Origin of the sequence: Polynucleobacter sp. es-MAR-4 (genome assembly GCF_018882055.1) — a bacterium.
GTDB lineage: Bacteria > Pseudomonadota > Gammaproteobacteria > Burkholderiales > Burkholderiaceae > Polynucleobacter.
The window spans coordinates 999139-1020102 of record NZ_JACVPF010000001.1; the positions used below are offsets into that span (position 1 = coordinate 999139).

The 20964-nt window shown below is 45.7% G+C and carries 22 protein-coding genes and 1 tRNA gene; 9 read left to right on the plus strand and 14 right to left on the minus strand.

What is annotated here, in order from left to right; genetic code table 11:
* Window positions 1-38 precede the first annotated feature (38 nt).
* The 7 genes from sucD to ICN16_RS05050 form a co-directional block, all read right to left on the minus strand.
* Window positions 39-932: a succinate--CoA ligase subunit alpha gene (gene sucD, locus ICN16_RS05020; RefSeq protein WP_216135082.1), complete on the minus strand. Its 894-nt coding sequence runs from the start codon at window positions 930-932 to the stop codon at window positions 39-41.
* A gap of 15 nt (window positions 933-947) precedes the next feature.
* Window positions 948-2117 (minus strand): ADP-forming succinate--CoA ligase subunit beta, encoded by a 1170-nt coding sequence (sucC, locus tag ICN16_RS05025; protein ID WP_216135085.1) that lies wholly within the window; start codon window positions 2115-2117, stop codon window positions 948-950.
* Between the two features lie 189 nt (window positions 2118-2306).
* A complete protein-coding gene (gene recX / locus ICN16_RS05030; RefSeq protein ID WP_216135088.1) occupies window positions 2307-2843 on the minus strand; it encodes a recombination regulator RecX in 537 nt (178 codons plus the stop codon).
* 7 nt (window positions 2844-2850) lie between these two features.
* Window positions 2851-3933 carry a recombinase RecA gene (gene recA, locus ICN16_RS05035; protein ID WP_041485194.1) on the minus strand — a complete coding sequence of 361 codons (1083 nt, stop codon included), beginning with the start codon at window positions 3931-3933 and terminating at the stop codon, window positions 2851-2853.
* A 124-nt stretch (window positions 3934-4057) separates the two neighbouring features.
* On the minus strand, window positions 4058-4591 hold the full coding sequence (locus ICN16_RS05040; protein ID WP_216135091.1) for a DUF2878 domain-containing protein: 534 nt from the start codon (window positions 4589-4591) through the stop codon (window positions 4058-4060).
* Window positions 4592-4656: 65 nt separating this feature from the next.
* Window positions 4657-4733 (minus strand) — tRNA-Met (locus tag ICN16_RS05045).
* Window positions 4734-4788: 55 nt separating this feature from the next.
* Complete coding sequence (locus ICN16_RS05050; RefSeq protein ID WP_216135094.1) at window positions 4789-5199, minus strand: hypothetical protein; 411 nt, start codon at window positions 5197-5199, stop codon at window positions 4789-4791.
* Window positions 5200-5245: 46 nt separating this feature from the next.
* Between ICN16_RS05050 and ICN16_RS05055 the strand changes: the two genes are divergently transcribed.
* On the plus strand, window positions 5246-5857 hold the full coding sequence (locus ICN16_RS05055; protein WP_216135096.1) for an MOSC domain-containing protein: 612 nt from the start codon (window positions 5246-5248) through the stop codon (window positions 5855-5857).
* 78 nt (window positions 5858-5935) lie between these two features.
* On the opposite strand, the gene ICN16_RS05060 is transcribed toward ICN16_RS05055, so the two are convergent.
* Entirely contained in the window at window positions 5936-7606 is a 1671-nt protein-coding gene (locus tag ICN16_RS05060) for an MFS transporter (RefSeq protein WP_216135097.1), read from the minus strand.
* 221 nt (window positions 7607-7827) lie between these two features.
* Between ICN16_RS05060 and ICN16_RS05065 the strand changes: the two genes are divergently transcribed.
* Window positions 7828-9426 carry a gamma-glutamyltransferase family protein gene (locus ICN16_RS05065; RefSeq protein WP_216135099.1) on the plus strand — a complete coding sequence of 533 codons (1599 nt, stop codon included), beginning with the start codon at window positions 7828-7830 and terminating at the stop codon, window positions 9424-9426.
* Here the strand turns inward: ICN16_RS05065 and ICN16_RS05070 are convergent.
* A complete protein-coding gene (locus tag ICN16_RS05070) occupies window positions 9413-10042 on the minus strand; it encodes a trimeric intracellular cation channel family protein (RefSeq protein ID WP_216135101.1) in 630 nt (209 codons plus the stop codon). The genes ICN16_RS05065 and ICN16_RS05070 overlap by 14 nt on opposite strands.
* 81 nt (window positions 10043-10123) lie before the next feature.
* On the opposite strand from ICN16_RS05070, the gene maiA reads away from it, so the two are divergent.
* Window positions 10124-10804: a maleylacetoacetate isomerase gene (gene maiA / locus ICN16_RS05075; RefSeq protein WP_216135102.1), complete on the plus strand. Its 681-nt coding sequence runs from the start codon at window positions 10124-10126 to the stop codon at window positions 10802-10804.
* Here the strand turns inward: maiA and ICN16_RS05080 are convergent.
* The 3 genes from ICN16_RS05080 to ICN16_RS05090 are packed head-to-tail and all read right to left on the minus strand — an operon-like array spanning window position 10775 to window position 13514.
* Window positions 10775-11704, minus strand: coding sequence for an AEC family transporter (locus tag ICN16_RS05080; RefSeq protein WP_216135104.1), 930 nt, complete (start codon window positions 11702-11704; stop codon window positions 10775-10777). The genes maiA and ICN16_RS05080 overlap by 30 nt on opposite strands.
* A gap of 20 nt (window positions 11705-11724) precedes the next feature.
* A complete protein-coding gene (locus ICN16_RS05085) occupies window positions 11725-12249 on the minus strand; it encodes a gamma carbonic anhydrase family protein (protein WP_216135106.1) in 525 nt (174 codons plus the stop codon).
* A gap of 35 nt (window positions 12250-12284) precedes the next feature.
* Complete coding sequence (locus tag ICN16_RS05090; RefSeq protein ID WP_216861899.1) at window positions 12285-13514, minus strand: ammonium transporter; 1230 nt, start codon at window positions 13512-13514, stop codon at window positions 12285-12287.
* 111 nt (window positions 13515-13625) lie between these two features.
* Here ICN16_RS05090 and ICN16_RS05095 point away from each other — a divergent pair, with 111 nt between their 5' ends.
* Complete coding sequence (locus ICN16_RS05095) at window positions 13626-13988, plus strand: Rap1a/Tai family immunity protein (protein ID WP_216135109.1); 363 nt, start codon at window positions 13626-13628, stop codon at window positions 13986-13988.
* 47 nt (window positions 13989-14035) lie between these two features.
* Window positions 14036-14323, plus strand: a complete 288-nt coding sequence (locus ICN16_RS05100) for a glycine zipper domain-containing protein (protein WP_216135112.1) — start codon at window positions 14036-14038, stop codon at window positions 14321-14323.
* Window positions 14324-14426: 103 nt separating this feature from the next.
* Here ICN16_RS05100 and htpG read toward each other — a convergent pair whose 3' ends face one another.
* Both htpG and ICN16_RS05110 read right to left on the minus strand, forming a co-directional pair.
* On the minus strand, window positions 14427-16328 hold the full coding sequence (htpG, locus tag ICN16_RS05105) for a molecular chaperone HtpG (RefSeq protein ID WP_216135125.1): 1902 nt from the start codon (window positions 16326-16328) through the stop codon (window positions 14427-14429).
* A gap of 83 nt (window positions 16329-16411) precedes the next feature.
* Window positions 16412-16822 carry a rhodanese-like domain-containing protein gene (locus tag ICN16_RS05110; protein ID WP_216135127.1) on the minus strand — a complete coding sequence of 137 codons (411 nt, stop codon included), beginning with the start codon at window positions 16820-16822 and terminating at the stop codon, window positions 16412-16414.
* An 81-nt stretch (window positions 16823-16903) separates the two neighbouring features.
* Between ICN16_RS05110 and ICN16_RS05115 the strand changes: the two genes are divergently transcribed.
* From ICN16_RS05115 to ICN16_RS05130, 4 genes are read left to right on the plus strand one after another with little or no spacing between them, the layout of a single operon-like run.
* Window positions 16904-18166, plus strand: coding sequence for a putative Na+/H+ antiporter (locus ICN16_RS05115; protein WP_216135129.1), 1263 nt, complete (start codon window positions 16904-16906; stop codon window positions 18164-18166).
* 57 nt (window positions 18167-18223) lie between these two features.
* Window positions 18224-19582, plus strand: a complete 1359-nt coding sequence (miaB, locus tag ICN16_RS05120; RefSeq protein ID WP_216135131.1) for a tRNA (N6-isopentenyl adenosine(37)-C2)-methylthiotransferase MiaB — start codon at window positions 18224-18226, stop codon at window positions 19580-19582.
* A 1-nt stretch (window position 19583) separates the two neighbouring features.
* Window positions 19584-20060, plus strand: a complete 477-nt coding sequence (ybeY, locus tag ICN16_RS05125) for an rRNA maturation RNase YbeY (RefSeq protein WP_216135134.1) — start codon at window positions 19584-19586, stop codon at window positions 20058-20060.
* A gap of 56 nt (window positions 20061-20116) precedes the next feature.
* Window positions 20117-20956, plus strand: a complete 840-nt coding sequence (locus ICN16_RS05130) for an HlyC/CorC family transporter (protein ID WP_216135137.1) — start codon at window positions 20117-20119, stop codon at window positions 20954-20956.
* Window positions 20957-20964: the final 8 nt, after the last annotated feature.

Consider the following 20964-nt stretch of genomic DNA (forward strand, 5'->3'; position numbering starts at 1 on the left):
TACAAAAAGCATGCCGACGAATCGGCATGCTTTTTTGATTACAACATGGCTTTGAGTAAAGCAGCCATTTCAGATGGGTTTCTTGTAACTTTAAAGCCACACTCTTCCATAACGGCAAGCTTGGCATCTGCTGTATCGGCACCACCAGAAATCAATGCGCCAGCATGGCCCATACGCTTTCCAGGAGGCGCTGTTACGCCTGCAATAAAGCCAACAACTGGCTTCTTCATATTGTCTTTGCACCAGCGAGCTGCTTCAGCTTCGTCAGGTCCACCAATTTCACCAATCATGATGACTGCATCAGTCTCAGGATCTTCGTTAAACATACGCATCACATCAATGTGCTTCAAGCCATTAATTGGATCGCCACCAATACCAACCGCTGTGGACTGACCCAGACCAATTGATGTCAACTGACCAACCGCCTCATAAGTCAGGGTACCGGAACGGCTAACTACACCGATACGACCCTTTTTATGAATATGGCCAGGCATGATGCCGATTTTGATTTCGTCTGGAGTAATAATTCCAGGGCAATTTGGGCCAAGCAATAAAGTCTTCTTGCCACCAGCAGCTTCTTTTGCATGCATCTTGTTACGCACTTCCAACATATCCTTGACTGGAATGCCTTCAGTGATACAGATAACAAAATCGAGATCAGCCTCAACAGCTTCCCAAATTGCAGCGGCTGCGCCAGGAGGCGGAACATAAATTACAGAAGTAGTGGCACCAGTTTGTTGCGCAGCTTCTTTAACAGTTCCATAAATTGGAATGTTGAAAATGGATTCGCCTGCTTTTTTAGGATTTACACCAGCCACAAAACAGTTCTTACCGTTTGCGTATTCCTGGCACTTCTCAGTGTGGAATTGGCCAGTCTTACCAGTAATACCTTGAGTAATTACTTTAGTATTTTTATTTACCAAAATAGACATATTGAAGTTCCTTGATTATTTGTTTTTCGCAACAGCGGCAACTACCTTAGTAGCGGCTTCTGCCATTGAATCGGCGCTAATGATTGGCAAGCCAGAGTCCGCAAGAATCTTCTTGCCCAACTCCTCATTGGTACCCTTCATGCGCACAACCAAAGGTACAGTCAAGTTCACCGCTTTACATGCAGTAACTACGCCATCAGCGATCACGTCGCAACGCATGATGCCGCCGAAAATATTAACCAAAATCGCTTCAACGCTCTTGTTCTTGAGCATGATCTTGAATGCTTCCGTTACTTTCTCTGCAGTCGCGCCACCACCAACGTCTAAGAAGTTTGCTGGCTCGCCGCCAAACAACTTAATAGTGTCCATCGTCGCCATTGCCAAGCCAGCACCATTCACCAAGCAACCAATATTGCCGTCGAGTGAAATGTAAGCCAAGTCAAATTTAGAAGCTTCGATCTCAGCAGCATCTTCTTCATCGATATCGCGGTAAGCCACGATTTCTGGATGACGGTATAAAGCATTTGGATCGAAATTGAATTTAGCATCAAGCGCCTTGATCTTGCCATTGCCTTCGAGGATCAATGGGTTGATCTCAACCAAAGACGCATCAGTTTCCCAATAGGTCTTATACAAATTCTTGAAAACATCGCTTGCCATTGGAATGGAAGCATCTGGAACTCCAATGCCTTTTGCAATGATTTGGCAATCAGCATCTGTCAAACCAATTAATGGATCAACAAACACCTTAATAATTTTTTCTGGGTGGGACTCCGCTACTTCCTCGATATCCATACCGCCTTCGCTGGACGCCATGATTACATTCTTTTGCGTGCCACGATCGGTAACGATACTGAAGTAGTTCTCTTTTTTGATATCAGCGCCATCTTCAATTAAGAGGCGATTGACTTTTTGACCTTCTGGGCCAGTTTGGTGGGTTTTTAACTGCATACCCAAGATTTCAGAAGCGTACTTTTTCACTTCATCCATGCTTCGAGCTAATTTAACGCCGCCACCTTTACCGCGACCGCCTGCATGAATTTGTGCCTTCACAACCCATACTGGTCCACCTAATTTTTCAGCGGCTTTAATTGCCTCATCAACACTAAATGCAGGGATGCCATTTGGAACAGGCACATTAAATTGGCGTAGTAATTCTTTGCCTTGGTACTCGTGAATTTTCATTATTACTCCCGAAACGGTATCTTTTTTAGCAAGCGATGAGGATTAGTAAAACCGGTTTCACCTTAATCACCTATCTAATCAATGGACAACTCATAGGCGTTCATCTGAATAAATGGGAGCGGTTTAGCCGACTCCATAAGTCTATCATGCTGCAATGCGGCAACATCACCTTTTGGCTCCGTAATTGCCCTAGTCAGGACGCCCAGCCACTACCTTAGATACAACATCTGAGCTGAAGCCCTTGGAGGCCAAAAACCTGTACTGACGCGCGCGCTCCTTTTGCTCAGTTGCTAGCGCACCAAACTTGCGCATCCACAGCTCATGAGCGCGTTGATATTCAGTTTCTTTGAGGTTCTTAAGTAAGTCTGCCGTCTTTGAGCTGTCTACCCCAGCCTGAGCAAGCTCATCCTGTATTTTTCGTGTTCCAAACCGCTCACTGCGGCGCCGAACCAAAGCCTCCGCAAAGCGTTGGTCAGAAAGCCAACCGCGAGCCTCAAAATCATCCAAAACAGCTTCAATCTGGATAGCCAGAGGAATGACCGGAATAATCTCCTCAGAATCCCCATCCGGGGACTTGAGTTTCAGCATCCTTGCTGCAGACTCTTCAAGCTTTGCTGCCAACCCCTTTCGGCTGTACTCCCGCATGGATAAAAGGCGCAAAGCCCGAGCTTTGAGACTCGGGCTTTGTTTTTTGCTTTTCTTAGCGGCGCTACCTAATTCTGACATCGAAGAATTACGCTTCCTCTTCTTCGCTCAAAACATCACTAACTACTGCTGTGCCAGCCTTCACGCCTAATTTAGCGCGAATCTTAGATTCAATATCTTGAGCGATAGCTGGGTTTTCTTTTAAGAACTCGCGCACATTGTCTTTTCCTTGGCCAATGCGATCGCCGTTGTAAGCGTACCAAGAGCCTGATTTTTCAACGATATCGGCTTCAACACCCATATCGATAATTTCACCTTCTCGGGAAATTCCAGCACCGTACATGATGTCAAAGATCGCTTCGCGGAATGGTGGAGATACCTTGTTCTTTACCACCTTCACACGGGTCTCATTACCGACAACCTCATCGCCCTTCTTGATGCTACCGATACGACGGATATCTAAACGCATAGAGGCGTAGAACTTCAATGCATTACCACCAGTAGTTGTTTCAGGCGAACCGAACATCACGCCAATCTTCATACGAATCTGGTTAATAAAAATCACTGTTGTATTAGTACGCTTAATCGCGCCAGTCAACTTACGCAAGGCTTGACTCATCAAACGAGCTTGGAGGCCTGGCAATGAATCGCCCATATCACCCTCAATCTCTGCTCTTGGAACCAAAGCTGCTACTGAGTCAATAACGATTAAATCAATGGAGCCCGAGCGCACTAAAGCGTCGGCAATTTCCAAAGCTTGCTCACCAGTGTCTGGCTGAGAGATCAACAAATTATTTACGTCCACACCTAAGCGTGAGGCGTACTGAACATCCAACGCATGCTCAGCATCAATAAAGGCACAAGTTCCGCCAATCTTTTGCATCTCTGCAATTGCATGCAAAGTTAATGTTGTCTTACCTGAAGATTCTGGGCCGTAGATCTCGATCACACGTCCACGCGCTAAACCACCGACTCCAAGAGCAATGTCTAAGCCCAATGAACCACTAGAAACCACCTGAATATCTTGATGAATCTCTGCATCGCCCAATCTCATGATTGAGCCCTTACCAAATTGCTTCTCAATTTGCGCCAAGGCTGCAGTAAGTGCCTTTTGCTTGTCTCCGCTCATGCCGTCAAATTCTGATGAGGCTGATTTTTTCTTATCATCCAAGGCCATTTTTTAATTCCTTTTCGCTATGTATTGGGCTATTTCCCGAAGTTTTTGTGCTTTTCAACAACTCAGAAGTTACTGTATATAAAAACAGTAGTATTTGCAAGCGGCTTTTTAAAGGAATTTACGGATTTTTTACTAGGTCATCCTTGATTGAGGTGCGATCCCAGTAGAAAAAGAGGGGAATAGCGATGCCCCAGGCTAGCCCAAGCAGGATCAACCCGCCAATTTGACCATTTGTACCCCACGCCCCCGCGCCCATCCTGACTCCCGCCTCATAGGACATCGGACCAGTAATCGCGCCTAAAACAGCGCCCAAGAGGGGTCTACTCCGCAACCAGGCTAAAGAACTATTAATGGTGCTGGCAACTAAGGCCCAAAGAGTCCACATCCATATCGGTGAGAGATGGGGGCTAGGCCAGGAGTTCTCAAAACTTAAAAAGCCCCAATTAGCAATAAGCGTATCGACCACAGCCCCAAATAGAGCTGCCTTCAGGAGCAGCCTTAGCTCCAAAATTGGTCGTGGCGCAAACCAAACATGAATTGCAAGGTAGAGCAAAGTAGCAATCACCGGCCAAAAGACCTGTTGATTGGCTGCTCCAATAACGCAGGCAAACCAACCAGCTTGGAAAAAGACGAAATTCCAAAATTTAGCCATCGATTGAACCCAAGCGAGATTACTTAAGAAAAAGGCCACTGCCGGTGGGCAATGGCCTCTTGATATGGTGGCGAATCAGGGATTTGAACCCCGGACCTGCGGATTATGATTCCGTCGCTCTAACCAGCTGAGCTAATTCGCCGAACTCGTAATTGTAAATGATCGGACGCCTTCTGTCTAAACCAAAAGGACTGGAATTACTTAATCTGAAAGATGCTCACCGCCTCATCTCGGTTGTAACGGACAAAAACCTCAATTTTCTTAGCCAAAAAGAGCTTTTTCAGAACCTCGTCCTTGTTTTCAAAGATGATGGCTGTTTGCTCTGGAAAGCGAGAAAAGGGGTCGCTCATCACCTCAATAGGCTGTCCATCCACCTTAATCAGGCGAATGGTACGTTTATACAGACGGTCAGGCTGAATAAAGATTAGGCGCTTGACATACTTATCCAACACGAGCTTCTGCCCCTGTTCATTGGTCTTGTAGTAATAAACCAGCTCATCCTTACCATTGGTGGTGACGTCCCGCTCCTCATCCCACTTGGCAAATGCAGTCGGGCTGGTAAGTACGCAAAGGATTGCCACCACCAGTAATCTATAAAGATGCATCATTTACTTTCCGAGTTCAATCATTTCATCTTATCAGCCATCTGAGCCTATGCGACTTCTCTCAATCTCCTCCGGCAAAGTAATGCCACTCTTTGGATCTCATCACCCAAATTACTCAAAAGTAGCCTCAGCCATCAACAAGCAATCTATCAGCAATCTCACCTCCCCCACCTCCGTTGAAATTACAAGACTTGGTGTTGTAGGTGATGAGCAGGCAGACCCATCAGTGCATGGGGGAATAGAGAAAGCGATTTATGTCTACCCAATGGAGCACTATGCTTTTTGGAGTGAGCTGCTTTCTCGCGAAACTAAAAGATCTGTTGATCTTCCACTGGGTGCTTTCGGGGAAAACTTCACCATTGAAGGCTTGCTGGAAACCGAGATATTTATTGGGGATCAAATGCAAATTGGTGATCTTCAATTTACCGTTGTCAAACTTCGTGAACCCTGCTTTAAGTTCAATGCCAAAATGCAATACAAAGGTGCAGCCAAAGCCATGTTGCAATCAGGCTTTAGTGGGTGGTATCTCCGCGTAAATCAAGTTGGCCTTCTCACAGCAGGAACCGCAATCAAAGTATTGCCAGGCCAAAGGCTGACATCCATCGCCGATCAGAATCAAGCCCTCTTTAATCGTGGTAATCAAAAAAATCTTTGGGACTAACTCAGGGATCAACTTAAGCAATAAAAAACCCGACCACATAGTGGTCGGGTTTAGTTTTTTGAAACAGACTAGTAAAGCTTAGTCTTTTGCGTAGATATCCACGTCTTTGGTTTCTTTAACAAACAGTGTACCGATTACCAATGTCATCGCAGCGATGATGATTGGGTACCAGAGACCGTAGTAAATGTTACCGTTTTGCGCTACCAAGGCGAAGGAGATCGTTGGCAGCAAGCCACCGAACCAACCGTTACCAATATGGTATGGCAAGGACATAGATGTGTAACGAATGCGAGTTGGGAACATCTCAACTAACATCGCCGCGATTGGACCATAAACCATGGTTACCAAAATCACCAAGTACACCAACAAGAGCAATACAGCAACATAGTTAATGTCAGCTGGATTTGCTTTAGCTGGGTAGCCAGCAGCATTCAACGCTTCACGAATTTGCTTTTTGAACTCAGCATCTTTAGCTTTTGCATCAGCAGGTGCCAAGCCTTTTGCAGAGTAACCAGTGATTTCTGTATCACCAATCTTCACAACAGCCGTACCACCTGCAGGACCAGCAATAGTGCTGTAACTAGCAGAGTTAGAAGCCATCACTTGTTTTGCGATATCGCAAGAACTTGTGAACTTAGCTGTACCTGTTGGGTTGAACTGGAATGTACATTCGTTCAAATCAGCAGTAATCGTAGCTGGTGCATTTGCCATCGCTTTTTCTAACGCTGGGTTAGCAAAGTGTGTCAAAGCATTAAATACGGAAACTGGTGTATTTGGAATGTATGTAATAACAGCCAATAACAAGCCACCCATGATGATGACCTTACGGCCAATCTTGTCTGACAAGCTACCGAAGATCACAAAGAATGGTGTACCGATTACCAATGAAGCAGCAATCAATAAGTTTGCAGTCTTAGCATCTACCTTCAACACTTGTGTGAGGTAGAACAAAGCGTAGAACTGACCTGTGTACCAAACCACCGCTTGACCTGCAACCAGACCAAACAATGCCAAGATAACAATCTTCAAGTTCTTCCATTGACCGAATGACTCTGTCAAAGGAGCTTTAGACAATTTGCCTTCATCTTTCATCTTCTTGAAAGCTGGGGATTCGTTCATTGACAAACGGATCCAAACAGAAATAGCTAACAAAGCGATAGAAAGGATGAATGGAACGCGCCAGCCCCAAACGTCAAAGTCTGGACCAGTGAGTTCGCGTGTGAACAAAATCACTAACAAGGACAAGAACAAGCCAAGAGTAGCTGTTGTCTGAATCCAGGCTGTGTATGCACCACGACGACCGTGAGGAGCGTGCTCAGCAACATAAGTTGCAGCACCACCGTACTCACCACCCAAAGCCAAACCTTGAAGCATACGCAATGCGATCAAGATCACAGGAGCAGCAACACCGATAGTGGCGTAGTTAGGCAGGATACCAACGATAAACGTAGCACCACCCATGATGAGGATCGTCACCAAGAAGGTGTATTTACGACCAATCAAATCGCCTAAGCGACCGAATACCAGAGCGCCAAATGGGCGAACGATAAAACCGGCAGCAAACGCTAGCAAAGCGAAAATGAAGGCAGAGCCTGCATCTAAGCCTGAGAAGAATTGCTTGGCGATAACGGCAGCCAATGAACCGTAAAGATAAAAGTCATACCACTCAAAAACCGTACCTAAAGATGAAGCAAAAATAACTTTGCGTTCTTCAGCGGTCATTGGGGCTGCTTTAGTTGATGTTGACATCAGTAGCTCCTAACTATTTTTATTGAAATAAAAAACAACGGGTCGATTATGCTTTGAAAAAAATCAAAGAAATCCACTAGTTAGGGTAATTCCCCATCAAATCGAATCGGGGTTTTCCCGAGAAAACCACAAACTAGAGGTGATAAAGCAACATTTATTGGCCTAGCGTCTAATAGAAACATCGAGCAATAACAAACATTCATTATTTGGAACTAATAACCATGCAACAAAAATGGGGTATTCGGGGGATGGCGGTAGCGCCACATTCACTAGCTTCTGAATCAGCTTTAGCTGTACTGCGTGAAGGCGGCAACGCCTTAGAGGCCATGATCGCTGCCGCAGCTACGATTGCAGTTGTTTACCCTCACATGAACTCCATAGGCGGTGACTCGTTTTGGGTAATCCACTCCCCTGGTAAAGCCATGGGCGGAATTGATGCCTGCGGTGCGGCTGCTGGTCTTGCAACGAAGCAGTGGTACGCCGAGCGTGGCATTACTTCCACTATTCCCTTCAGGGGCGCCGTTGCAGCCAATACGGTTGCCGGCACCATCTCTGGTTGGGGCGCGGCACAACAAATTTCAAAGCAAGGTTTGGGTGGAAGACTCCCTCTCTCCCGCTTATTGTCAGATGCGATTCACTACGCTGAAGCTGGGGTGCCAGTAACTTTTAGTCAGTCTAGCCTCACCGCCAAGAAGCGTTCTGAACTGATTGATATTCCCGGATTTGCAGAAACATTTCTAGTTAATGACAAAGCTCCTGAAGTGGGCAGCATCTTTAAGCAAGAGCTTCTTGCAAAAACCTTGCGCCAAATCTCTCGCAAAGGAACGGAGGATTATTACCGTGGTGATTTAGCCGACCTTCTCGCTAAAGAACTTACAGATATCGGTAGCCCTCTCAGGGTATCTGACCTTCATCGCCATCAAGCGAAACTCATTGACCCGCTTGAACTCAAACACAGCATGGGCAATGTGTACAACATGACCCCACCAACTCAAGGCGTGGTGTCTTTAATGATCATCGGCATCTTGGATCAACTCAATCTCAAGCGCTTCAAAGTCGATAGTGCTGAATACGTCCATCACTGTGTAGAAGCTACGAAGCAGGCCTTCATGGTCAGGGATAAATACGTGACTGACCCTGCGTATATGACTAAGCATGCACAGTCATTTTTATCGCCTACCTTCTTAAAGAAGTTGGCTAAAAATATCGATCCTGAAAAAGCATTACCCTGGGGTCAAGGTAAAGGTCCCGCAGATACGATTTGGATGGGCGTGATTGATGGCAACGGAAATTGTGTTTCCTTTATTCAAAGTATTTATCACGAGTTTGGCGCTGGTATTGTGCTGCCCAAGTCTGGCGTGAACTGGCAGAACCGCGGATGCAGCTTCTCGCTTGACCCGAAAACACTGAATCACCTTGAGCCCTATCGCAAACCATTTCATACGCTGAACCCGGCGATGGCTTTATTTAAGGATGGGCGGTCAATGGTCTATGGCACCATGGGTGGGGATGGTCAACCTCAAACACAATGTGCAGTCTTCACTCGTACAGCGACGTATGGTCTCGATCCACAAGATGCAATTAGCCGTCCTCGATGGTTGCTTGGCAGAACCTGGGGCCAAACCAGTGATAGCTTGAAATTAGAGTCACGCTTTAGTCCATGGGTGGCAAAAGAGTTATATGCACTGGGACATGAAATTGAAATGCTCGATGCCTTTGATGAAACTGTTGGCCATGCCGGCTGCATTATTCGAGATCCATCCGGCACACTGCATGGTGGCTGGGATCCTCGAAGCGATGGGGCTGTTAGCGCGTTTTAGTAATAAATAATTTGGGTACGCGCAGGTCCCAGTAAATGGCAGCTGCGCGTAATCCAAAAATGGCGAGCATACAAATTACCGATCCCTCAAGGGTGTACTCGGGAGCGAAGTTCAAAATCAAGACATAGAAAAAGCAGCCAAGTGTCACGGGAATTGCATAAAGCTCGTGCGACATGAGCAAGGTTTTTCTACCGGCTAAGATGTCACGCAATAAGCCACCGCCAATAGCAGTGACTACCCCCAAGAGTACTGGTGCAACCGGCAAACCAAACCCTAAATTCCAAACCTTATCGGCGCCCTGAATACCAAACAAGGCTGCGCCAAGACCATCGATATAGAGCATCCAGCGATAAATCTGCGGTTGAGTAAAAAAAGATTCAGCCACAAAGGTGACGATGCACGCACCCAAAGCAACCCAAATATATATTTGTGCAATCGACCAAAATGCAGGGACATCCAAAATGATGTCTCGCAGAGTTCCGCCTCCAATAGCGGTAATGACGCCCAATACCATTACGCCAAAAAGATCGACACCTCGATCGGCGATAGCTAGAACTCCCGTCACCGCAAAAGCGACCGTAGCAATAATGCCAATCCAGAAATTGATTTGATCCATAGGCTCTAGTCTAAATCACCGACATCAGCCAATCAATGAAGTCCTCAATATACTGAGGGTAATGCGATCAAGGAATCTTTCATGAAAACTCAGCTTTATAGTTTTTGGCGTAGCTCAGCAGCTTTTCGGGTGCGCATTGCCCTGAACTTAAAAGGCATGGATTGCGAAGTCATTCCGGTCAATATAGTTAAAAGTGGAGGCGCCCAAACTGCTGGTGAATACGCCAACAAAAATCCAAACCGACTGGTACCCGTCTTGAGTCATGGTGAACATCACATCCATCAATCTCTTGCCATCATTGAGTATCTCGAGGAGATTCAAGAAAATCCGCCACTACTACCGCATTCTCCAATTGATCGCGCCTGGGTACGTGCAGTAGCAATGGATATCGCGATTGAAATTCACCCGCTAAATAATTTAAGAGTATTGCGCTATCTCATGAAAACCTTAGGCGTGAGCGCAGAGACAAAAGACTTCTGGAGTCAACATTGGATGGCTCTGGGCTTAGAGAGTCTAGAGAAGCAATTAAGCACAGATACGAGAGTAGGCTTCTTTGCCTATGGGGATCAACCAGGCTTGATTGATATTTGCCTAGTACCGCAAATCTTTAATGCACTCAGTGTAAAGATGGATATGAAGGCCTATCCAACATTGATGAAAATATTTCATCAATGTATGACGCTACCAGCATTTATTGACGCGTCTTGGGAGAATCAAATGGATGCCGAGGGATCAAACCCCCTTACTCCACCACAGAAATAAAGACAGTGTTAGCAAAGATCCGATCGTACTTAAGAGCACTACTCGCGAAATTATTCTGCTATCCGCGTTGTAATACTGCGCCAACATAAATGGCCCTGTTCCAGTTGGGAGGGCCGCCAGAATCACGACAGCACCTACCCAAAGAGCTGGCAAATCTAGGAGTGGACCGGCGATCAACCAGGCAACTAGCGGCTGAATAACCAGCTTGGCAAAACTAATACCCCATGCCTGCTGGGGTGCTGACTGCCCCTTCTGCATTAAAAATAGGCCAATAGAAACTAGCGCACAAGGCGTAGCTGCCGCAGCCAAGAAAGAAATCACTTGCGCTAATGGATCGTATAAAACCAAGTCTGTAGAGGACCACAACAAACCGACTACCGGGGCAATTAATAATGGATTGGTGCAAAGCGACTTGAGAACATTCCAAACAATTTCATGGGATTTTTTGTGGGACTGTATGCCAATCTCAATAAGGATGGTGGCTAAGGCAAACATCACAAACACAATAAAAGTAGAAATAATTGCTGGCGCTAAACCATCTTGGCCAAGAGCTAAAACACAGAGTGGAATGCCCATATAGCCTGTATTGGAGTAAGACGCACTCAACCCTGAAAAACTGGCGGCTGCTAAATCTCGATTGCGCATCCAACTTATTACCAATACGAGAATAAATACTATTAAGCAACTCAGAAAAAAAGCAGTGATAAAGCCCGGCTGCCAGAGCGTTTGCCAACTACTACTGGATGCGAAATTAAATAACTGGGCAGGTAATGCAAGCCACACCACAAAGCGATTTAATTCTATAGATGCGCTTTCGCCTAATTTGCCTGTTCGTCCACAAATATAGCCAATCAGGATTAGAGCAAATACTGGAAAGACTACATTGAAGACGTAGAACAATTTAGGCGCGCTTTTTTAGGTCAAGTAATTTTCTTCAAAGTCTGCTGGTAGCGCTGGGCATTTTTGACATAACGTCCGGCAATATCTTCGATGCCAGCAATCTGCTCTGGGGTTAATGTCTTGACTGCCTTGGCGGGTGAACCCAAGATCATTGAGCCATCCGGAAATTCTTTTCCCTCGGTAACTAATGCACCAGCACCTACCAAACAGTTCTTGCCGATTTTGGCGCCATTCAAAATCACGGCACCAATACCAATCAAGCTGCCATCACCAACATGACAACCATGCAGCATTACCTGGTGACCAACAGTGACATTCTTACCAATGATGAGGGGGTAGCCAGGGTCAGTATGCAAAATTGAAGCATCTTGCACATTGCTGCCCTCGCCAATTTGAATGAGATCGTTATCGCCACGGATAACTACTTTGGGCCACACGCTCGCATTCTTATGTAGCTCGACCCTGCCGATCACTTCTGCACTCTCGGCAACCCAAGCTCCCCCATCTAAGCGGGGAGCATTTCCATCTAGTTCAAATATAGCCATGACTCATTATAGGTAATGGCTATATTTAAGAAAGCCTACCAGTTAGGCTCACGATCAGGGGTTGAAGAAATACGGTGAATACTCAAATCCGCGCCTTCATATTCTTCCTCTTGTGACATCCGTATGCCTAAAACAGCCTTGAGCAACCCATAGACCACGAAACCACTGACAAGTGCAATAACGACGCCTAGGCTACTACCAATCAACTGACTTAAGAAAGTAACGCCGCCAAGACCACCAAGGGCTTTTGCACCAAAGATTCCCGCAGCCAATCCACCCCATAAACCGCACAAACCGTGTAGAGGCCAGACACCTAAAACATCGTCAATCTTCCAACGGTTTTGCACCAAGGTAAACATATATACAAACAGAGCACCGGCAATTAAGCCAACCACCAAAGCGCCCATCGGATGCATTAAGTCTGAGCCAGCACAAACTGCTACCAAGCCAGCCAGAGGGCCGTTATAGGTAAAGCCTGGATCGTTACGACCAATCACCCATGCAGCCAAAGTACCACCAACCATCGCCATCAAAGAATTCATGGCAACCAAGCCGCTGACCTTATCAATGGTCTGCGCGCTCATGACGTTAAATCCAAACCAACCTACCGCCAAAATCCAGGCACCTAATGCTAAGAATGGAATGCTTGATGGCGGATGTGCTGCAACGTTGCCATCTTTGGTGTAACGACCGCGACGCGCGCCCAGGAGGATGACTGCTGGGAGTGCAATCCAACCACCAACCGCGTGCACCACAATCGAACCCGCAAAGTCATGGAACTCTTCACCAGTGAACGACTTAATCCACGCCTGGATGCCGTAATGCTGATTCCAGGCAATACCTTCAAAGAAGGGGTAAACAAAGCCAACCAAAATAAAGGTAGCAATTAATTGGGGATTGAACTTTGCGCGCTCAGCAATACCACCAGAAATAATTGCAGGGATAGCAGCAGCAAAAGTAAGTAGGAAAAAGAATTTAACCAATTCATAGCCATTCTTCTCCGCTAATAGTTCTGCGCCGGAGAAAAAATCAACTCCATAAGCAATGCTGTAGCCAATAAAGAAATAAGCAATGGTAGATACCGCAAAGTCGACCAAAATTTTGACCAAAGCGTTGACTTGGTTCTTTTTACGAACGGTACCTAGCTCAAGGAATGCAAACCCTGCATGCATCGCGAGAACCATGATGGCGCCCAACAAAATAAATAAGACATCACTGCCTGATTTCAAAGTTTCCACTGAAATAACCCCCCATGTTTTTTGCATCATTATGGGGAATATAAGGACTGAATTCATGCACTAATGCACTCATTTAGTGCAATTTAAGGCCTTCAATATGGTTTATTATCAAATTTACATACACCCCAGGGAGAACCCATGAAAAAAGTTTTAGTTCTATTGGCCGCTTTAGCCGCATTTTCTGGCTTAGTACAAGCTCAAGAAAAAGTTCAAGTACTGAGCACACAAGAGCTCGTGAATGTCTGTAAATTTCCCTCAAGCCCAGAATCTCGTAGCTTTTGCGTAGGCTATACAACCGCTATTTACGACACTTATTTAGCTACACGTCACCCACAGCGCGCTAAGCCGTACATCTGCGTAAAACAACCAGCCCCTTCGCGTGATGAAGTTATTGGTGAATTTGTGAAATTTGGCCAAACCAATCAACAAGTTGCTGACAAACCAGCGGCAGGTGTTTTCTTGGGCTTCTTGGCAGCACGCTTTCCTTGCGCCAGAAAATAATCCAAGCTACTTAGCCAATCAATCTAAAGACATAAGGAACAGTTGATATGAAAAAAATTATCGCTATTACTGCTGCAACCCTAGCAATCGCAGGCTGCTCTAACATGAGCAATACAGAACAACGCACTTTATCTGGTGCTGGTATCGGCGCTGCTGCTGGTGCAGTTGGCACTGCCATTTTCCACGGCAACCCAATCTGGGGAGCAGTAGGTGGTGCAGCAGTTGGTGCAGCCTCTGGTTATGTATACGATGCATATAAAAAAGATCAGGCTTCTGAGTACAACTCTGGTTACAACGCTGGCAAAAATAATCAACCAGCTAAAGCTCCGCAGTAATTTCTAGGTAGCTTTACATACTAGATTTAGTTCTAGTTGCAGCAAAATAAAAAACCCGACCTGCGTAATGCAAGTCGGGTTTTTCTTTTTTAACTCCTGAAGATTAAGAAAGCAAGAGATGATTAATGCGCTTTACATAAGCAGCTGGGTCATTTAGCTGACCACCCTCGGCCAAAAGGGCTTGATCAAATAAGACCTGAGTCCACTCATCAAAATGCTGGTCATCAGCCTTCAACTTTAAGAGCAATGGATGCTCGGGATTAATTTCCAGAATAGGCTTGGTATCAGGCGCTTGCTGACCCGCGGCCTTGAGCATGCGCAATAGATTTCCAGAGAGTTCATTTTCATCAGAAACCAAACATGCCGGAGAGTCAGTCAAGCGGAAGGTGACGCGCACATCTTTCACTTTCTCTTCTAATGCCAACTTCATGCGATCAAGCAAATCTTTGAAATTCTTCTCAGTTTCTTCATGCTCTTTCTTTTCTTTTTCATCACTAAGATTGCCAAGATCAAGACCGCCTTTAGCCACTGAGGTCATCTGTTTGCCATCGAATTCAGTGAAGAAAGAAAGCATCCACTCGTCAACACGATCGGAGAGTAATAGAACTTCAACACCTTTCTTGCGGAAGATCTCTAAATGCGGACTATTTTTAGCCGCATTAAAAGTATCGCCAGTGACGTAATAAATCTTATCCTGACCCTCTTTCATGCGGGAAATATATTCAGCCAAAGAAACAGCTTGATCAGCGGAATCGGTATGCGTACTTGCAAAACGCAAGAGCTTTAAGATGCGCTCTTGATTTGCCTGATCCTCGCCAATACCCTCTTTAAGTACCTGCCCAAAGTGGGTCCAGAAGGTGCGATATTTTTCTTTCTTAGCCTCATCATCGCTATTGGCGAGCTCCTCCAACATACTCAGCACACGCTTGGTAGAACTCTCGCGGATGATTTTGACGTCGCGCGATTCTTGCAGGATCTCACGGGAGACGTTTAGAGGTAGATCCGTTGAGTCAATCACGCCGGTGACAAAGCGCAAGTACATGGGCATCAATTGTTCGGCATCATCCATGATGAATACCCGCTTCACGTACAACTTAATACCACCCCGCTTATTGCGGTCCCACAAATCAAATGGTGCACGTGCAGGTACATACAGTAGCTGCGTAAACTCACTACGCCCCTCAACCCGATTGAGGGAATAGCACAAAGGATTCTCATAGTCATGTGACAAGTGTTTATAAAACTCGTCGTACTGCTCTTCAGTGATTTCAGACTTAGATCGTGCCCATAAAGCGCTAGATTGATTAATGCTCTCAAGCTCGTCCTTAATGACTTGCTCTTTTTTATCCGCATCCCATTCCTCTTTATTCATTTGAATGGGCAAGGAGATGTGATCGGAATACTTACGAATAATTGACTTGAGTTTATGAGTGGAGAGGAAATCATCCTCACCTTCACGAAGATGCATCGTGATCGATGTGCCACGTTGTGGACGATCGATACTTTCAACCGTAAACTCACCCGAGCCATCAGACTCCCAGCGCACGCCGTCAGCTGCTGGTAGACCTGCTCGACGTGTCTCTACAGTGATACGGTCGGCCACAATAAATGCGGAATAGAAGCCCACACCAAACTGGCCAATCAAGGCAGCATCTTTTTGTTGATCACCCGATAACTTAGAGAAAAATTCTTTCGTACCAGAGCGGGCGATAGTTCCCAGATTGGAAATTACTTCGTCACGACTCATGCCAATTCCATTATCAGAAATGGTCACAGTTCTGGCAGCCTTATCGAAACTGACCTTAATCTTCAGTTCAGGATCATCACCATACCAATCAGGATGCTCGATACCCTCAAAGCGGAGTTTGTCTGAAGCATCAGAAGCATTTGAAATCAATTCACGAAGAAAAATTTCCTTGTTGGAATACAAGGAATGGATCATCAGTTGTAAAAGTTGTTTTACCTCGGCCTGAAAACCTAAGGTTTCTTTACTGGCTACAGTCATGCAAATACCCTCTTAATCAATGAATATAACCCCCTGTAATTGGGGGCTATTTAAGCGATTTCAAGATCTATCAGGGCAGAAATTTAACCAAGATGTGGCTTTGAATGTTTTTCCACCACTGGTAGTGCGGCCTTTTTCCAGGCGCTAAAACCCCCTTCTAGGTGACAAATACCGGGAACCCCCATCTTTTGTAGAGTTTCAGTCGCCAGGGCAGAACGCCATGCAGATGCGCAATAGAGCACCAAACGCTTACCCTCGCCAAAAACCGGCTTGTAATAAGGACTGTCTGGATCGACCCAAAACTCCAGCATCCCCCGAGGCGCATGAATGGCATTTGGAATCATGCCCTCACGCTCCAACTCCCTCACGTCTCGTATATCCACAAAAACAGTATTTTCATCACCTAGGAGTTTTTGGGCTTGTTCTAATGGAACAGTCTCAATTTGAGCCATCGCATTTGCAATTAACTCTTGATAGCCTAATTTCAATTTCATCAAAATCTCCTAAATTGCCAGCACTTTTATTTGCTTCATATTAAGAACGGCTTTTTAACACTACCCTGATAATATCTACCCATGAACTTTACCCCTACAGAACTTGGTGCGAGCATTATTTTTGCCATCGCGGTGTTGCATACTTTTTGCACTTCATATTTTGAACTTCTCGCCAAAAAATCCCCAAGGCACGCGGGTTTATGGCACCTACTAGGCGAAGTGGAAATTGTCTTTGGATTTTGGGCTGCAATTCTAATTATTTTCATGTGGCTTGCAAATGATTTGGCTACGGCAAAACAGTACGCTAATGAGCGGAACTTTACGGAGCCACTATTTGTTTTTGCCATCATGGTTGTTGCCGGTAGCAAGCCTATTCTCCATTTTGCAACTCAGCTACTCTATAAGCTTGGCAAGGTAATTCAATTGGTCTTGCGCACTAAGCAAGCTCCAACCCTGTATTTCTTAACACTGAGCATCACCCCCTTACTAGGCTCACTCATTACTGAGCCTGCAGCAATGACACTGGCAGCATTCTTATTGCGAGACCTGGTCTATCGCCATAAATGCTCCGCCCCACTTTTGTATGGCACCCTAGGTGTGCTGTTCGTCAATATTTCAATTGGTGGCACGCTAACTAATTTTGCTGCACCACCAGTGCTGATGGTAGCCTCAACATGGGGCTGGGATAGCGCATTCATGTTTGCTAATTTTGGACATGAAGCAACGATTGCTATTTTTGTTAATGCGACGATTGCAACATTACTCTTTCATAAGCAACTCATTGAGCCAACGAGCAAATCGGATCAGGTTCGCATTCCACTGACGATTACAGCAATTCATCTACTCTTCTTATTGGGCATTGTGGGTTTTGCACACGATCCAGTCATCTTTATGTGGTTGCTACTCTTTTTTATTGGCTTCACTACCGCTTATCCAAAACACCAGAGTCCGTTGATTTTGCGTGAAGCATTACTAGTGGGATTCTTCTTAGGCGGGTTAGTTTTTCTGGGCGCACTGCAAGGATGGTGGCTGCAACCGATCCTCGAAACCATGAGCCCTACCGCTGTGTTCTATGGCAGCTTGGCGTTAACAGCGATTACCGACAATGCTGCGCTCACGTATCTGGGATCCCTGGTGCAGGGAACTTCCCCCGAGTTCAAGCTGGCTTTAGTGGGTGGCGCAGTGGCAGGCGGCGGCTTAACCGTGATTGCAAATGCGCCAAACCCTGCCGGATTAGCTATTTTGCGTAGTTACTTCCCAAATGCCGCAGTTTCGGCAGGCTTGTTGTTTGTAGCTGCTATTCCACCGACCATTATTGCGATTCTGGCCCTACGTCTGCTCTAAACGTCTTATCCCGTAAAATCTGAGCTTCGCCCCCAGCTATAAACCTGAGAACGGCATATGAAAAAGCTCTATATCAAAACCTTTGGCTGCCAAATGAACGAGTATGACTCGGGCAAGATGGCTGACCTCCTACATGCCGATGAAGGCATGGTCATGACCGATACACCAGAAGATGCAGATGTTGTTCTACTAAACACCTGCTCGATTCGAGAAAAAGCGGAAGACAAAGTATTTTCAGACTTAGGGCGCCTACGTGAGCTCAAGAAAACCAAGCCCAATTTATTAATTGGTGTGGGCGGTTGCGTTGCTAGCCAAGAAGGTCAGCAAATTATTAGCAGGGCACCATATGTTGACGTAGTCTTTGGTCCGCAAACCTTACACCGCTTATCGGATTTGATTGTGCAGCGCCGCGAAACCGGCAGATCTCAGGTAGACATTTCTTTTCCCGAAATAGAAAAGTTTGATCACCTTCCCGCTTCTCGCCAAACGCGTGGCTCAGCTTACGTCTCCATCATGGAGGGCTGTTCAAAATATTGCAGCTACTGCGTGGTTCCCTACACTCGAGGCGAAGAAGTATCGCGCCCCTTTGATGATGTATTGACTGAAGTGGCTGGCCTTGCAACTCAAGGCGTCAAAGAAATTGTTTTACTAGGTCAAAACGTCAATGCCTATCTTGGCAAGATGGGTGGCAGTGAGGAGCTTGCAGACTTTGCTCTACTAATTGAGTACATTGCCGAAATTCCTGGCGTAGAGAGAATTCGTTTTACCACTAGCCACCCAAAAGAATTTACTCAGCGCTTGATTGATGTCTACGCAAAAGTTCCTAAGCTGGTAAGTCATCTCCACCTGCCCGTGCAGCATGCGTCCGACTCTGTTTTATCCGCCATGAAACGTGGCTATACGGCCCTGGAATATAAAAGCATTATCCGCAAAATGCGTGCTGTACGGCCAGATCTGACACTGTCCAGTGATTTTATTGTTGGCTTTCCTGGAGAGACCGATGAGGACTTTGCAAAACTGCTCAAGATGGTTGAAGAACTCAATTTTGATAACAGCTTTTGCTTTATCTTCAGTGCGCGCCCTGGCACCCCCGCAGCCAACTTGAGTGATGACACTCCTTATGAGGTCAAACTCAAGCGCCTACAAACACTGCTTGCTCTAGTGGAATCACAAGCAAATCAGATTAGCAAAAATATGATGGGCAATATTGAGCGAGTGCTTGTTGAAGGACTCGCAAAGGATGGTGTCAACTTGCAAGGTCGCGCCACCAATAATCGAGTGATTCACTTTAATGCCCCAAATGAAGACACCGAATCGCTCATCGGCCAAATGGTAGACATCCGCATTACCGAAGTACTGAACTACACGCTTCGAGGTGATCTCATTGATGAGTCCACCCTCACCCATGCCCATTAAGATGACAACTAAGCAATCATCACCCTCTAAACTCGAGATTGATATTCAATTTGCTAACGCAAGCATTGAAGACAAAGTTCTGGCAATAACATCTCTAACGGCAATTAAAAAATGGGTGAAATCAGCAGTTCAATTGAATGGGCTTGTCACCTTACGCTTTGTCAATAAAGCTGAAGGCAAAAAATTGAATTTTGCATTTCGCAATAAAGACTATGCGACCAATGTACTGACCTTTCCCTATGAGCTCAACAAAAAGACTTTGGCTGCCGATATTATTTTTTGTCTTCCTGTCATTCAAAAAGAGTCGTCCGAGCAAGGCAAAGCCATTAAAGCTCACTTAGCGCATCTGATTATTCATGGCTGCCTACATGCCCAAGGTCTTGACCATGAAAACGATAAAGAAGCGAAGAAGATGGAAGGTAAGGAAATCATCCTCCTGAAATCTTTAGGATTTACCAATCCCTACTCACCTATTTAAAGCATCTTTAAGCCTTCCTTTACTGAATTTACTGATTTCTGCGATATTCTTGCTATATGCCTGACCCCAATAAATCCCTTTTAGAACGCTTGGCTGATTTTTTAACGCCACAGCCAACCAGCCCAGCAGAACGTCGTCAAGAACTCATTGACACCCTCAGAGAAGCTCAAACTGAGGGCTTAATAGATGCAGATGCCCTCTCCATGATCGAGGGCGTGTTTCAGGTAGGGCAATTGTGCGCTCGCGATATTTTGATTCCCAGGGCTCAGATTGATTGGATTGACATCAACCAACCGCTATCTGAAATTATCAAGAGTGTGATTACTGCAGCTCATTCACGCTTTCCCGTATTTGAAGGTAGCCGCGACAACGTCATTGGCACCTTGCTAGCAAAAGATTTATTGCGCCACTCCACTGAAAAAGATTTTCAGGTTCGAGACTGGCTTCGCCCAGCTGTATTTATTCCAGAATCAAAACGTTTAAGCGTTTTACTGCGTGACTTCAAAGACAATCGGAATCACTTGGCAATTGTTGTGGATGAGTACAGTGGCGTTGCCGGTGTAATTACGATTGAAGACGTACTGGAACAAATTGTTGGTGATATTGAAGACGAGCATGATATTGATGAAGAGGCCGATAACCTAATCTCTTTGGATAATGGCGATATCCGAGTTAAAGGTATCACTGAGCTTGAGCAATTTAATGAGACGCTAGGTACTCAATTTCATGATGAAGATATTGAAACAGTGGCCGGCTTAGTCATTCAGCATCTTGGTCGAGTGCCTAAGATGGGTGAGCTCATTGAGATCGATGGTGTTGAGTTTGAGATTCAACGCGCTGACCCAAGACAGATTCATATCCTGCTCGCACGCCAACTCCCAAAGAAACCTTCCTGAGAATTACT